Genomic DNA, 16446 nt, shown 5'->3' on the forward strand with positions numbered 1-16446 from the left:
CTGATATGTCCCCGAATGCCCCCAGAATCGATGTCTTCCCGGTCACTCACGGCCGGGTCCGTCGGTATCTACACACCACGGGCTCGACGCGAGAGGATTGCAGTACTCGAATGGACAGGGTTCGTCGCACCGTTCGAGAACGCAGCCGCCGCCGGTCCAGCAGCCCGCTGTTCGTACAGCTGCTCACCAGCGCGATCGAGAGCGCGTCGGATTCCATTGCCATCAGCTATGATCCGACCGGGGAGGTCGGCGCGCGGCGGGAGATCAGCTATCAGGAGCTGGACGCGTCGTCGTCGCGGCTGGCACGGGAGCTGATCGCCCGGGGCGTCGGGCCGGGCGACGTGGTCGCCATCGGGTTCACCCGCTCGGTCGAATCGGTGCTGGCGGTCTGGGCCGTCGCCAAGACCGGCGCCGCGTACGTGCCGGTCGATCCGACGCTGCCGCCGGAGCGCGCCGCGTTCATCGTGGCGGACTCGGGTGCGGTGCTCGGGGTGACCGGGACGCTGCCGACCGGACTCGATACCGCGATCGACTGGCTCGAACTGGATGATCCGGCGCAGCGGGAGCGGATCGCACGGCAGCCCGCACATCCGGTCTCCTATGTGGACCGGGTGCGCACCCTGACCGAACGGCATCCGGCCTACGTCATCTACACCTCGGGCTCCACCGGTCGCCCGAAGGGCGTCGTGGTGACCCACACCGGTCTCGCGCCACTGGTGGCGGCCGCGCGGGAACGCTATCGCGTGGACGCCCACGCCCGGGTGCTGCACGTCTGCTCCCCGAACTTCGATGTCTCCGTACTGGAATTGCTGCTCGCGTTCAGCACCGGCGCGACCCTGGTGATCGCGCCCCCGACCGCCTTCGGCGGCGACGATCTCGCCCGGCTGCTGCGGAGCGCGCGGGTGACCCATATGCTCATCACCCCGGCGGCGCTGGAGACGGTCGATCCGGCCGGACTGGACGAGCTGCGGGTCGTGGTGGTGGCCGGTGACGCGTTCGGACCGACCCTGGTACGCCGGTGGGCGGCCGGGCGGTCGTTCTGCAACGGCTACGGCCCCACCGAGGCGACGGTGCTCGCGACCAGCAGCGCGGCGCTCACCGCGGACGAGCCCGTCACCATCGGCACGGCGCTCCCGGGTATCGGTGCGGCGGTGCTGGATTCGCGGCTGCGTCCGGTACCCGACGACGTTGTCGGTGAGCTCTACCTGTCCGGCCCCGCACTGGCGCAGGGGTATCTCGGACGGCCGGGGCTGACGGCCGAGCGGTTCGTGGCCGGACCGTTCGCCGGGGCGGGCGCACGGATGTACCGCACCGGAGATCTGGTGCGCCGCCGCGCGGACGGCGCGCTCGAGTACGTGGGCCGCTCGGATTTCCAGGTGAAGATCCGCGGTTTCCGGGTCGAACTGGGCGAGATCGACGCCGCGCTCACCGCGCACCCCGATATCGACTTCGCGACCACGATGGGCACCCGCGCCCCGTCCGGGGCGACGGTGCTGGTGTCGTATGTGCTGCCGCGCGCGGGCGTCGCCGTGGACACGGGCGAGCTCACCGCCTTCGCGGGCGCGTCGCTGCCGGGCCACATGGTGCCGTCGGCCGTCATCACGCTCGACTCGATTCCGCTGACCCCCAACGGCAAATTGGACCGGCGGGCGCTGCCGGAACCGGTGTTCGAGACGACGGTGTCCCGAGATCCGGTGGGGCCGTTGGAGACCAGCATCGCCGAACTGTTCACCCAGGTGCTCGGGGTGCGGGTCGGCGCGGAGGACTCGTTCTTCGCCGTGGGCGGTGACAGTATCCTCTCGATCCAGCTGGTGTCGCGGGCACGCGCGGCCGGTATCGTCTTCACGCCGCGCGATGTGTTCGAACATCGCACCGTCGCCGCGTTGGCGCGGGTCGCGGTGGTGGGCGCGGACGCGGTGCCGGCACTCGCGGAACTGCCCGGCGGCGGTGTCGGCGACATGCCGCTGACCCCGGTGCTCGCGGCGCATCTGGCCGACGGCCGCTCATACGGCCGGTTCACCCAGCAACTGGTGCTCGCCCTGCCCGAACGGGTGGACCGGGCCGGACTGGTCGCCGTGCTGACCGCGGTCCTGGACCACCACGACATGTTGCGTGCCCGGGTGCGGTGCGTGGACGGCCGCTGGGAACTGCGCGCCCTGCCGCCCGGTGCGATGGCTGCGGGCGACCTGCTCACCCGCGTGGACGCCCCCGCCGACCGCACGGTCGACGAGTTGAGCGAGATCGCCGGTGCCGCACTGGACTCCGCGCTGGACACCCTCGACCCGGCCACCGGTCGGATGATCGCCTGCGTCTGGCTGTCCCGCCCGGACGGCCCCGACGCACTCGTGCTCGCCGCCAATCACTATGTGATCGACGGTGTTTCGTGGCGCATCCTGATATCGGACCTGGTCACCGCCTGGGCGCAGCACACGGCGGGCCGGACGATCGCCCTGCCCCCGGTCGGCACCTCCTTCCGGCGTTGGGCGCACGGCCTGGCCGAGGTCGCGGCCACCCGCGCCGACGAACTCGATCACTGGCTGCGAACCCTGGCGATCGCCGATCCCCCGCTCGGCACCCGGCCGCTGGACCCGCGCGTCGACACCGCGGCGACCGTCCGGCAGTTCAGTGTCGAACTGCCGCCCGCCGTCACCCACGCGGTGCTGACCGACCTGCGCACCCGCTACCGGGGCGGCGTCGACGACGGTCTGCTGGCGGCACTGGCGCTGGCGGTGCGCACGTGGCGCGCCCGGCGTGGAATCGACAGCGCGGCAACGCGTATCCGACTCGAGGGACACGGCCGCGAGGAGCAGGTAGTGCCCGGCGCCGACCTGACGCGCACGGTCGGCTGGTTCACGAGCATGTATCCGGTGGCGCTGGATCTGTCCGGCATCGACACCGAGGCCGCGTGGCAGGGTGGAACCGCGACCGCGGCGCTGCTGAAGGCGGTCAAGGAGCAGCTCACCGCGGTGCCCGACCACGGCATCGGCTTCGGCATCCTGCGGTATCTGCACCCGGACGCCGGGACGCGACTCGCCGGTGACCTGGGGCAGGTCGGCTTCAACTATCTCGGCCGCGTTTCGGCGGGCGATATCCCCGATGCCCTGGCCGACGGCGGTTGGCTACCCACCGCCGACTGGGGTGAGCCCCGCGCGCAACAGGATCCGACCATGCCCGCACCCGCGGTGGTGGATGTCAACGCGGTGGTGGCCGAGGGTGAGACCGGTGCGCGGCTGTCCGCGTCGTTCGCCTACGCCGCCGAGATCCTCGACGAGGGGGCCGTGCGCGAGCTGGCCGCGGACTGGGTGGCGGCGCTGACCGTCCTCGCCGATCACGCGCACGATCCGACGGCCGGTGGCCTGACCCCGTCCGATGTCCCGCTGGTGCGGGTCCGCCAGGGCGAGCTCGAGCACTGGCAGACCGCCTATCCGGGGCTGGTGGACGTGCTGCCGCTGTCCCCGCTCCAGCTCGGACTGCTGTTCCTCACCCAGGTGTCGGAGGCCGAGGCCGATCCGTATCTGCTCCAGTGGGCCATGGAACTGTCCGGCGCGGTCGATCTGGAGCGGCTGCGGCGGGCCGCGCAGGGCATGCTCGACCGGCACGCGGTGCTGCGCACGGCCTTCGTCACCACCGCCGACGGCACCCCGGTGCAACTGGTGGCCGAGGGCGTGGCGGTGCCGTGGTGCGTGCTCGACGGTCCCGACACCGATCCGGCGGCGCTGCTGTCCGCCGAGCAGCGGCGCGGATTCGATCTCACGGTTCCCCCGCTGCTGCGGTTCACGGTGTACCGCACCGATTCCGGGCGCACCCATCTGGTGTTGACCGCGCACCATCTGCTGCTGGACGGCTGGTCCATGCCACTGCTCATGAAGGAACTACTGCTTTCCTATGCCGCGCACGGTGATTCGACGGTGCTGCCGCCGGTGCGCCCGTATCGCGACTATCTCGCGTGGCTGGCGCGCCGCGATCGGGACGCCGCCACCCAGGCGTGGCGCAGCGCGCTGGAAGGCGTGTCGCCGACCCGGGTGAGCACGGTCCTCACCGGACCCGCGGAACCGGATGCCGGACACGGGGTGTGTACCGCCGATCTGACCGAAACCGACACCGCCGCCCTGCTCGACGCGGCCGCGGCCGCCGAGGTCACCGTGAACACGGTGGTGCAGGCGGCCTGGGGGCTGGTGCTGGCGAGCTGTGTGGGACGCGACGACGTGGTCTTCGGCGCGGTGGTGTCCGGACGGCCGCCCCAACTCGACGGCGTCGACGATATGGTCGGCCTGTTCGCGAACACCATTCCGGTGCGGGTGCGCTTCGACGCCGACGAACCGGTACGGCATCTGCTGACCAGACTCCAGCACGAACAGGTCGCACTGCTCGACGCACATCACATGGGCCTCAACGAGATTCAGCGCACCGCGGGTGCGGGCGAGCTGTTCGACTCGCTGCTGGCCTTCGAGTCCTATCCGGTGGACGCGGACGGACTGCGGCAGGCGTACGGCACCATCGACGGCCTGGAGATCGACGGCCTCCGGGCGGTGAACTTCACGCACTATCCGGTGGCCGTCGAGGTCGAGGTGGGAGCGCGGGTGCGCATCGCGGTGCAGTACCGCCGCGATACCGTCACGGCCGCGTGCGCGCAGGCGCTGGCGGACCGATTGCGGTCACTGGTCGGGGAATTCGTGGCGGCACCCGAGCGCACGCCCGCACAGCTGGCGGCGCGGCTCGACGCCGGCGGCGATATGATCGCCCACGCCCGCTACTGGCGGTCGGCGCTCGCCGAGCCGCCCGAGGAGTTGAATCTGCCGGTGGATCGGCCGCGCACCGCCGCGGGCACCACCGCCGCCGCACGGCTGGAGATCGACCTCGACGCCGAAATACGGCAGCTGCTCCCGGATTTCGCGCGGTCCCGAGACACCACCGTATTCACCGTCGCGCACGCCGCCTTCGCGGTGCTGCTCGCCCGGCTGTCGGGCGCTACCGATATCGCCATCGGCGCTCCGAGCGCCGTGAATTCGGACGATATCGTGTTGCTGCGGACCGCCGTTCCCGGTGACGACGGTTTCGAACGGCTCGTCGCCCACGCCGACGACAGTGCCCGGCAAGCCTTCGCGCACGCGGACCTGCCCTTCGACGGTCCCGTGCGGACCATGGTGTCCGCCGGACCCGCGCTCCCCGACCGCTCCTGCGAGTTGACGCTGCGGCTGCCCGAGCGCGGCAGCACCGTCGAATTCGGTTATGCGCCGGAGCTGTTCGACCGGCCCACCGTCGAGGTGTTCGCGCGTCGCTTCCGACGCCTGCTCCGCGCCGCCCTCCGGGAGCCGTCGCGACCGGTCGGCGATCTGCCGCTGCTGGCGGCCGACGAACTGGCCCTGCTGACCGCGGTGGCCCCCGACGCCGTCATGGCCACCGGTCTGCTGCCGGACCTGCTCACCCGCGGGCTGGCGCTGGGCGCGGACCGGGTGGCGGTGCGCTACCGGGGCCGCTCCCTCGATTACGGCGAACTCGACTCCGCCAGTTCGCGATTGGCGCGCCTGCTGATCGACCGCGGCGTCGGCCCGGAGCAGTTGGTCGCCGTGGCGCTGCCGCGCTCCTCCGAGATGGTGCTCGCCGTGCTCGCCGTCGCCAAGGCCGGTGGCGCGCACGTCCCGATCGACCCGGCCCATCCGGTCGAGCGCATGCGGCACATGGTGACCGATTCCGGTGCGGCACTGGGCATTACCACCACCGAGTACGCCGACCGGCTGCCCGGTGACATCCCCTGGCTGCTGCTCGACGATCCGGACATCGAGCGGGACCGCGCGGCGCGGTCCGGCGACGCGGTCTCCGACGCCGATCGCCGTGCGCCACTGCGCATGCACAATCCCGCCTACGTCATCTACACCTCGGGTTCGACGGGCCTGCCCAAGGGCGTCACCGTCACCCATACGGGTCTGGGCGGTCTGCTCGACGAGGCGGTGCGGCGCTACGAGCTGGAACCGCACCACCGCTTCCTGCACATCTGCTCACCGAGCTTCGATCCGTCGGTCCTGGAGTGGCTGTGCGCGCTGTCGGTGGGCGCGACGCTGGTCATCACGCCGCCGGAGATCATCGGTGGCACCGAGCTGGCCGAGCTGCTGCGCACCGAGGCGGTCACCCACGCCATCATCACCCCCGCCGTCCTGGGCACCGTCGATCCGGCCGGACTGGACGCGCTGGCGGTGCTGTCGGTGGGCGGCGATGTGACGACCCCAGAACTGCTGGCCCGCTGGCAGCCGGGGCGGCGCTACCTGAACGGTTACGGCCCGACCGAGACCACCATCATCTCCTCCTACGCGGAACTGGAACCGGGACAGCGCATTACGATCGGCGAGCCGGTGCGCGGCATGTCCGCGCTGGTGCTCGACGCCCGCCTGCGGCCCGTTCCGCCGGGCGTCGCGGGTGAGCTGTATCTGGCGGGCGGCGGTCTGGCCCGTGGCTATCGCAACCGGCCCGGGGCGACCGCCGCCCGCTTCCTCGCCGATCCGTGGGGCGAACCGGGCGCGCGCATGTACCGCACCGGTGACGTGGTGCGCTGGTACGCCGCGCCGCACGAACGCGCCGGGAATGTCGCCGATCCCGCGGTGCGCTGGCTGCTCGACTACGTCGGCCGCACCGACACCCAGGTCAAGGTGCGCGGCTTCCGGGTGGAACTCGGTGAGATCGACGCGGTGCTCACCGCGCACGCCGATATCGACTTCGCGGTCACCCTGGGCCGGACGCTGCCGTCGGGAGCCACCGCACTGGTGTCGTATGTCCGCGCGGCACCGGGCCGCACGGTCGACACCGCCGCCCTCACCACCCATGCCGCGGCTGTGCTGCCCGCGCATATGGTGCCCGCCGCGGTGCTGGTGATCGACGAGGTGCCGCTGACCGCCCACGGCAAACTCGATCACCGCGCCCTGCCGGAACCGGTGTTCGCGACGGCGGTGACGCGCGCGCCCCGGGGACCGGTCGAGACCCGGCTGGCCGAATTGTTCGCCCAGGTGCTCGGTGTCGCGTCGGTCGGCGTGGACGAGTCCTTCTTCGCCATCGGCGGCGACAGCATCATGTCCATCCAGCTGGTGTCGCGGGCCAAGGCTGCGGGCATCGTCTTCACCGCCCGGGACGTATTCGAACAGCGCACCGTGGCCGCCCTGGCCCGGGTGGCGAGCGTGGGATGCGATGCGGCACCACCGGCACTGGCGGAGCTACCCGGCGGGGGCGTGGGTGAGATCCCGCTGACCCCGGTGCTCGCGGAATTCCTGGCCACCGGTTCCGCCGACCGATTCGCGCAGACCATGGTGCTGGCGCTGCCGGAGGGCATCGACCGCGCCGGACTGGTCGCCACGCTGGACGCGGTGCTGGACCGACACGAGATCCTGCGCTCCCGGGTATGGCGGGACGCGGACCGCTGGCGGTTCGAGACGCTGCCCCGCCCCGCCGTCGACGCCGAAACGCTGATCACGGACACGGCGGTGCCCCCGGGCGTCGACCGCGCGGAACTCGCCCGGATCGGCGGTGCCGCGGTCGATTCCGCCCTGGCGGCGCTGGCCCCCGCCACCGGCCGGATGCTCGCCTGCGTGTGGCTGCGCCGCCCCGACGCCGCCGACGTGCTCGTCATCGCCGCGCACCACTATGTGATCGACGGCGTGTCGTGGCGCATCCTCATTCCGGACCTGGCCACGGCCTGGGCGCAGTATGCGGCCGGGCGGCCGATCGCGCTGCCGCCGACCGGTACGTCCTTCCGTCGCTGGGCGCACGGCCTGGTGGACGCGGCCCGCGACCGCATCGGCGAAATCGACTACTGGCTGGGGGTGCTGGCCACCCCGGACCCGCCGCTGGGCGCGCGGGCACTCGATCCCACCGTCGACACGCAGGCCACGCTGCGGTCGGTCACGGTGCCGGTACCGGCGGAGATCACCGAGTCGATCCTGACCACCCTGCCCGCCCGCTATCGCGGCGGCGTCAATGACGGGCTGCTGGCGGCGCTGGCCATGGCGGTGCGCGCCTGGCGATCCCGGCGCGGCATCGCGGCCCCGGTCACCCGAATCCGGCTGGAGGGCCACGGGCGCGAGGAAACCGTGGTGCCGGGCGCGGACCTGAACCGCACCCTGGGCTGGTTCACCAGCGTGCATCCGGTGGCGATCGACCTGACCGGGCTGCCGGACACCGATCCGGGAGCGGTGATCAAATCCGTCAAGGAACAGCTGCTCGCGGTGCCCGACAAAGGGATGGGCTTCGGCCTGCTGCGTCACCTCGAACGCACCGCCGCCGACCGGCTCACCGGGGATATCGGCCAGCTCGGCTTCAACTATCTGGGCCGCACGGGCGTATCCGCCGACGCCGTCGCGCACGACTGGATGCCGACCGCCGCGCTGGGCGACCTCGAGGTCGACTACGACCCCGCCGTGCCGCTGGGCACCGTCGTCGACATCAACGCGATCACCGCAGAGACACCCGACGGTCCCCGGCTCGAACTCGGATTCGGTTATGCGGGCGGCATTCTCGACGAGGCCGCGGTGACCGAACTGGCCGCCGACTTCGTCGCCGCGCTCACCACGCTGGCCGAGCATGCGCGCGACCGCGCGGCCGGTGGGCTCACCCCGTCCGACGTCCCGCTGGTACGGGTGTCCCAGGCCGAGCTGGACCGCTGGCACGCCGACCATCCGGGCCTGTCGGACGTGCTGCCGCTGGCGCCGCTGCAGGATTCGCTGCGGGTGCTCATGGAATTGCTCGACGGCTCCGTCGACGCCTACATCATCCAGCTCGCCGTGCGCCTCACCGGAGATCTGGACACTCCCCGGCTGCGCCGCGCCGCGCGCGCCATGCTGGACCGGCATGCGAATCTGCGTTCCGCCTTCGTCGCCGCCGCGGACGGCACCCCGGTGCAGGTGGTGGTGGACGACCTGGAGGTGCCGCTGCGGGTCGTCGAGGGCGTCACCGCGGCCGAACTGCCGGAGCTGATCGCCGCCGAGCAGCGCCGCAGTTTCGATCCCGCGGTCGCGCCCCTGCTGCGATTCACGGTGTACGCCACCGATTCCGGGGCGCGCCACCTCGTGCTCACCGGCCATCACATCCTGCTCGACGGCTGGTCCATGCCACTGCTCATGCGGGAGCTGCTGGTGCTGTACGCGACCGGCGGCGACACCGCGGCGCTGCCGCCGGTCCGGCCGTATCGCGACTATCTGCGCTGGCTCGCCCAGCAGGATCGCCCGGTCGCGGCGCGCGCCTGGTCCGAGGCGCTGACCGGCGCCTCACCCACCCTGCTCGCCCCCGAGCTGACCTGGCCCGCCGCGACCGGAACCGGTTTCGGGCGCTGTGATGTCGAGCTGTCGAACGAACAGACCGCCGCGCTCACCGCCTACGCCGCCGCGGCCGAGGTGACCGCCAATACGGTGCTCCAGACGGCGTGGGGGCTGACCATCGCGGGCAGCACCGGTCGGGAGGACGTACTCTTCGGGGCCACCATCTCCGGCAGGCCCGCGCAGCTCGACGGCATCGGCGAGATGATCGGCCTGTTCGTGGACGCCATTCCGGTGCGCGTCCGCTTCGACGCGGGGACCACCGCACGGTCGCTGATGGATGGTGTGCAGGCCGAGCAGGCCGCCCTGCTGGACCATCACCACCTGGGGCTCGGTGCCATTCAGCGCGCGGTCGGACGCGGTGAATTGTTCGACACCATGCTGGTTTTCGAGTCCTACCCGGTGGATGTGGCGGGGCTGCGGCGGGCCGGTGCGGCCATCGACGGGCTGCGGATCGAGGACATCGAGGCCGAGGACTTCACGCACTATCCGATCACGGTGCTGGTCTTCCTGGAACAGCGCACGCTGATGCGGGTGAAGTACCGGCGCGACCTGGTCGCCGACGCGACGGCGCGGGCCGTCGCAGACCGCCTGCACCGGGTGCTGACCGGGCTGCTCGCGGACCCGGACCGCACGGCCGCCGCCTTCGCCCGGGAACTCGACCGCGAATCCGGCGATACGATCTCGCGCTCCCGCTACTGGCGTACCGCGCTGGCCGGACTGCCCGAGCGACCGGAACTGCCGGTGCACCGGGCCGCTGGCCCGAATTCCCGTGGGCGCGTGACCTTCTCGGTCCCCGCCCCGGTCCGGGAGGGCCTGCACCGGCTCGCGGACCGCACCGGGGTGGCCTGGACCACGGTGGTACGCACGGCCGTGGCGGCGGCGATCGGGCGGCTGGCGGGTGTCGACGATATCGCGCTGGGCGCCCCGCGGCCGGGCGGTGACCGCGCCGCACTGGTACTGCGGACGCGGGTGGACAACGCCGCCCCCTTCCGAGACCTGCTTCCCCGGGCGCACCGCGACGCGGTGGCGGCGTTCGAGCACGCCGATATCGGGCTCGACGAGGTCGCCGCGCTGATCGCCGCCCGGCAGCCGCTGTTCCGGGTGGCGCTGTCCTTCCAGCGTCCACCGGACCCGCATGCCGATGTGGCGCTGAGCATGTCGTCCGACGGCCAGGGTGAGCTGGCGTTCGCCGCCCGGGTCTTCGACACCGACGGCGCGGCCGTCTTCGCCCGGCGGGTGGTCCGGATGCTCGCGGCGGTCGCCGAGCGGCCCGACACCCGGGTGGCGGATCTGCCCCTGCTCGTCGACGACGAGTACGAGCGCCTCACCCGCATGGGCGGCGGGGTGCCGACCGCCGTGGGCGCGCTGCCCGATCTGCTCACTCGGGGAACCGAATTCGGCCGAGATCGCGTCGCCGTACGCGCGGGCGGTCGCTCGTACACCTACGGAGAACTGGACGATCACTCCTCCCGGCTGGCGCGGGTGCTGATCGAGCGCGGCGTGGGGCCCGACACCGTGGTGGCGCTGGCATTGCGGCGCTCCTACCGCATGGTGGCGGCCATCTGGGCGGTCGCCAAGGCCGGTGGCGCATATCTGCCGCTGGACCCCACCCATCCGGTGGAGCGCATCCGGCTCATGCTGACCGATTCCGAAGCCGCCCTGGGGATCACGCTCACCGAACAGCTGCCCGCACTGCCCGACGCCGTGGACTGGCTGACGCTCGACGATCCCGCCGTGTGCGCGGATCGGTCCCCGGCGGCGGTGACCGACGCGGATCGCCGGGCGCCGCTGCGTCCCTCCCACGCGGCGTACGTGATCTACACCTCCGGATCGACGGGCCGCCCCAAGGGCGTCACCGTCACCCACGCCGGGCTCGGCGCACTCGTCGGCCATTCCGCCGAACTGCTGCGGCTCGACCCCGATTCCCGCATGCTGCACGTCTGTTCGCCCTGCTTCGACCAATCGCTCGAGGAGATCGCCACCGCCTGCTACAGCGGCGCCACCCTGGTGCTCGCCCCGGCGGATACGGTCGGCGGCGCCGAACTGCACGAGCTGCTGCGCACCGAGCGGGTGACGCACACCATCATCACGCCCGCCCTGCTCGACACCGTCGACCCGACCGGGCTCGACGATCTCGCGGTGGTGTCCGCGGGCGGCGAGGCCACCACCGGGGACCTGCTGGCCCGCTGGCAGCCGGGGCGGCGCTTCCTCAACGGCTACGGCCCCACCGAGGCCACCATCGGCGCGACCTACACCACGCTGCGGGCGGGCGAACCGGTGTCGATCGGCCGTCCGATACCCGCCGGCTGGGCCGCGGTGCTCGACGACCGGCTGCGGCCGGTGCCACCGGGTGTGGTGGGCGAACTGTATCTGGCCGGTCCGGGCCTGGCGCGCGGCTATCACAACCGCCGCGCCACCACCGCCGAGCGATTCGTCGCGCACCCCTGGGGTGTGCCGGGCGAGCGCATGTACCGCACCGGCGATCTGGTGCGCTGGGTCGGCGTTCCGGCCGCCGGAGCGGTCGGCGGCACGCTGGAATACGTGGGCCGCACCGACTTCCAGGTCAAGATTCGCGGATACCGCATCGAACTCGGCGAGATCGACGCGGTGCTCACCGCGCATCCGGAGGTGCGCGCCGCGGCGACCATCGGACGCGAGCAGGGCGACGGCGCGGCGTCCCTGGTGTCCTATGTGGTGGGCCACGCCGTCGATACGGCGGAGCTGACCCGCTGGGCGGCGGATCGCCTGCCGTCGTACATGGTGCCCGCTGCCATTGTCGCGCTGGATGCGCTTCCCCTGACCGCCGTCGGCAAGCTCGACCGAAAGGCGTTGCCCGAACCGAGTTTCCACCCGCGCGCGTACCGAGCGCCCGCGACCGTGCCCGAGCGGACCGTCGCGGAGGTGTTCGCCGAGGTGCTCGGGCTCGAGCGAGTCGGCGCGGACGACGACTTCTTCGCATTGGGCGGCAACTCGCTGCTCGCCACCCGGGTCAGCGCCCGGCTCGGCGCGGCGGCCGGTGCGCCGGTGCCGGTGCGGCTGGTGTTCACCGCGCCGACCGTCGCGGGCCTGGCGTCCGAACTGGCGGCGATCGGCGGCGCTCCGGCACGTCCCGCACTGGTGTCGGGTCCACGGCCGGAACGGATTCCGCTGTCTCCCGCGCAGCGGCGGATGTGGTTCCTCAACCGGTTCGACGCCGAATCCGCCGCCTACAACATCCCGGTCGCGCTGCGCATCAGCGGCGCGGTGGATATCGAGGCCATGCGGCGGGCGTTCACCGATCTGGTGCTGCGCCACGAGATTCTGCGCACCGTCTACCCGCACCACGACGATGGCCCGGTGCAGGTCGTGCTGCCGCCCGAGGACGGCGGCGTACCCCGGCTCGAGGTGGGCGCGCTGCCCGCCGCCGAGGTCGCCGCGGCAGTCGCCGACCTGGCGGCGACCGCATTCGACGTGACAGCGCGGGTGCCGCTGCGGGCGGCGCTGTGGCGAGTGGACACCGACGAATTCGTGCTGGCCCTGGTCGTCCACCACATCAGCGGTGACGGCTACTCGGGCGGGCCGCTCACCCGGGATCTGGTGGCGGCCTACGCGGCTCGCGCCGCGGGCCGGGCACCGGAATGGAACCCGCTGCCCGTGCAGTACGCCGATTACGCGCTGTGGCAGCGCGACCTGCTCGGCAGCGAGGCGGATCCGGACTCACCGGCGGCCCGGCAGATCGCCTACTGGCGCGACGCACTCGCCGGATTGCCGGATCAGCTGGACCTGCCCGCGGACCGTCCGCGCCCGGCGGTGCGGTCGTACGCCGGTGGACGGGTCGAACTCGGTATCGACGCGAGCACCCATGCGGCACTGGTGGAGATGGGGCGCACGCGGGGCGCGACACTGTTCATGGTGGTGCACACCGCGTTCGCGCTCCTGCTGTCCCGGCTGTCGGGCAGCGACGACATCGCCGTCGGCACCCCCATCGCCGGGCGCGGTGCGGCCGAACTGGACGATCTCATCGGCATGTTCGTCAACACCCTGGTCTTCCGCACCCGGGTGGAGGCGGATCTGGATTTCACCGAACTGCTGGATCGGCAGCGCGACACCGACATCCAAGCGTTCGCACACGCCGATGTGCCGTTCGAGCGGCTGGTCGAGGTGCTGAATCCGGCCCGGTCCACCGCCCGGCATCCGCTGTTCCAGGTGGGCCTGTCCTTCCAGAATCTGGCCCCGGTGACGATGGAGCTGCCCGGCCTGCGGGTGACCGCGCTGTCGGCGGATCGGCAGCTGTCCCAATTCGATCTGCACCTGATCCTGGCCGACGTCTACGACGCGCACGGCGCGCCCGCGGGCATCGGCGGCGCGCTCACCTATGCCGCGGATCTGTTCGACGAATCGACCGCACGGGGTTTCGCGGACCGCTTCCTGCGGGTGCTCGACGCGGTGGTGGCCGATCCGCGCGTGCGGCTCGACGCCATCGATGTGCTGCTGCCCGCGGAACGGGCGCGGATGCGCTCGGCGTGCGACACCGCGCATCCGACGGATGCGACCGAGACGCTGGTGTCGCTGCTCGACGCCGCGGTCGCGGCCACCCCCGACGCGGTCGCCGTGGTGGCCGCCGACGGTGAGCGCTGGACCTACCGCGATCTCGACGCCCGGGTGAACCGGCTGGCGCGACACCTGATCTCGCTCGGCGTCGGACCGGAATCACGGGTCGCGCTGGCCATGCGGCGCTCCGTGCGACTGGTGGTCGCGATGTACGCGGTCAGCCGCGCCGGTGGCGCGTACGTACCCGTGGATCCCGATCAGCCCGCCACCCGCACCGACTACATCCTGACCACGGCGGCACCGGTGTGCGTGCTGACCGATGCCGCAACCGGTTTCGCCACCGCCGCCGCACCGGTGGTCACCGTGGACGCGCTCGACGGCGATACGGCGAGCGCGGACCCGATCACGGCCGCCGAGCGGCGCGCGCCCGTGCGACCCGGCCATGCGGCCTATGTCATCTTCACCTCGGGTTCCACCGGCCGTCCCAAGGGCGTGGTGGTGACCCACGGCGCGATCGTCAACCAGTTGCGCTGGAAGACAGCGGAATTCGGGATGACCGCGGCGGACGCGGTGCTGGTGAAGACGGCGGCGACCTTCGACCTGTCGGTGTGGGAGTTCTGGTCCGCCGCCGCCTGTGGTGGCCGTCTGGTGCTCGCCGCGCCGGACGGGCACCGCGACCCGGCCCACCTCACCGCCCTCATGGCCCGCGAGGGCGTCACCACCCTGCATGCGGTGCCGTCCATGCTGGAGGCGCTGCTGACCGGGCGGCTACCCGGCTCCCTGCGCCGCATTCTGGCCATCGGCGAGACGCTGCCCGCCGCACTCGCGCACCGCTGCGTCGCCGCCGCACCGCAGTCGACCCTGGCCAACCTCTACGGTCCCACCGAGACGGCGGTGTCGATCACCAGCCATCGCGTCACCGCGGCCGATACCGTGTCGGTTCCGATCGGCGCCCCGGTGTGGAACAGCCGGGTGTACGTGCTGGACGCACGGCTGCGCCCGGTGCCGGTCGGTGTCCCCGGCGAGCTGTATCTGGCCGGGGCGCAGCTGGCGCGCGGCTATGTCGACCGGGCGCGACTGACGGCCGAGCGCTTCGTCGCCGATCCGTTCCGGCCGGGTGCACGCATGTACCGCACCGGCGATGTGGTGGCGTGGACGGCGGCCGGTGAACTCGACCATAGGGGCCGCACCGACTTCCAGGTCAAGATCAACGGCTTCCGCATCGAACTCGGCGAGATCGATGCCGTACTGGCCGCACATCCGGAGGTCGACTCCGCGGTCACGGTGGGTCGGGAAACCCCGGCCGGGGCAACCGTTCTGGTGTCGTATGTGGTCGGAGTCCGAGACGGCGCGACGGACTCGGCGCGGCTGCTCGCCTGGGCCGCGGCGGCGCTGCCCGCGCATATGGTGCCCGCCGCCGTCGTGGTGCTCGATCGGCTGCCGCTGACCTCGGTCGGCAAACTCGACCGAAACGCGCTGCCCGCACCGGAATTCGCGTCCCGCACCCACCGCGCCCCGGTGACGGCCCTGGAGACCGCGGTCTGCGAGACCTTCGCCGATGTGCTGGGCCGCGATCGCATCGGCCTGGACGACAACTTCTTCGAGCTCGGCGGCAACTCCCTGCTCGCCACCGACCTGGTGGCCCGGCTGAGTACCGCCGTGGCCGAGGTGGTTCCGGTGCTGTGGATGTTCACCACGCCCACCCCGTCCGGCATCGTCGCGCAGTTGCGCAACCGGGGCTCCGACTGTGCCGGTGCCGAGGCCGCCTTCGATATCCTGCTGCCGCTGCACGGTGGCGACCCCAGCCGTGAACCGCTGTTCTGCGTCCATCCCATCGCCGGCGTCGCCTGGTCGTTCGCGGGCCTGGCGGCCCACACCGACCGACCGATCTACGGTCTGCAATCACCCGCACTCAGTTCGACCGCGCCCCTGCCCGATTCGATCGAGGATTGGGCGCGGCTGTACGTCAAACAGCTGCGCGCCGTGCAGCCCGACGGGCCCTATCATCTGCTGGGCTGGTCGCTCGGCGGTGTACTCGCCCACGCCATGGCGGTCCAGCTCCAGGACGAGGGCGAGCAGGTCGCGCTGCTCGCGGTCATGGACAGCCACCTGCACCACACGCCAGCCGAAACACCCGGCGAACCGTCCCGCGCCGAAACACCCGGCGAACCGTCCCGCGCCGAAACACCCGGCACTGAAACACTCAGTGCCGCAAGGACGTCCGTCACCGTGGCGGACCTGCTCGGCGGGCTGTTGGGCGAGCGCGCCGCCGACCTGGAGCCGGGCGACGATCCGGACCCGGCCCGGCTGGCCGAGCTCATGCGCACGCTCCCGGAACCGTTCGGCTCCTTCGGCACCGACCGCATCGAACGCGTCGTCACCGCCGCCTTCGACTCGGCGGCCCTGGTCGCGGCCTATCGTCCGCGCCCCTTCGCCGGTGATGTCGTCTACTTCACCGCCGCGCTGGACGATCCGACCGGAACCAGCGGCGCGGCGACGTGGCGGGCGGCGGTCACCGGGGCGATCCACAACCTCCCGGTGTCCACCACGCACTGGCGGATGACCACCGACGCCGCTCTCCGCCGCATCGCCGCGGCGCTCGACGCCCGGTCCCGCTAGT

The 16446-nt window shown here is 72.2% G+C and carries 1 protein-coding gene; it reads left to right on the forward strand.

Features of this window, described 5'->3' with window-relative positions:
* Nucleotides 1-110: 110 nt before the first annotated feature.
* Complete coding sequence (locus QJS31_RS31755) at nt 111-16445, forward strand: non-ribosomal peptide synthetase (RefSeq protein WP_306358449.1); 16335 nt, start codon at nt 111-113, stop codon at nt 16443-16445.
* Nucleotide 16446 lies beyond the last annotated feature (1 nt).

Origin of the sequence: Nocardia sp. CC213A, assembly GCF_030766805.1 — a bacterium.
Lineage (GTDB): Bacteria > Actinomycetota > Actinomycetes > Mycobacteriales > Mycobacteriaceae > Nocardia > Nocardia otitidiscaviarum.

What these genes read in the sequence shown, in the direction of transcription:
- QJS31_RS31755 (WP_306358449.1), top strand. Translation starts at nt 111, where the DNA reads ATGGACAGGGTTCGTCGCACCGTTCGAGAACGCAGCCGCCGCCGGTCC.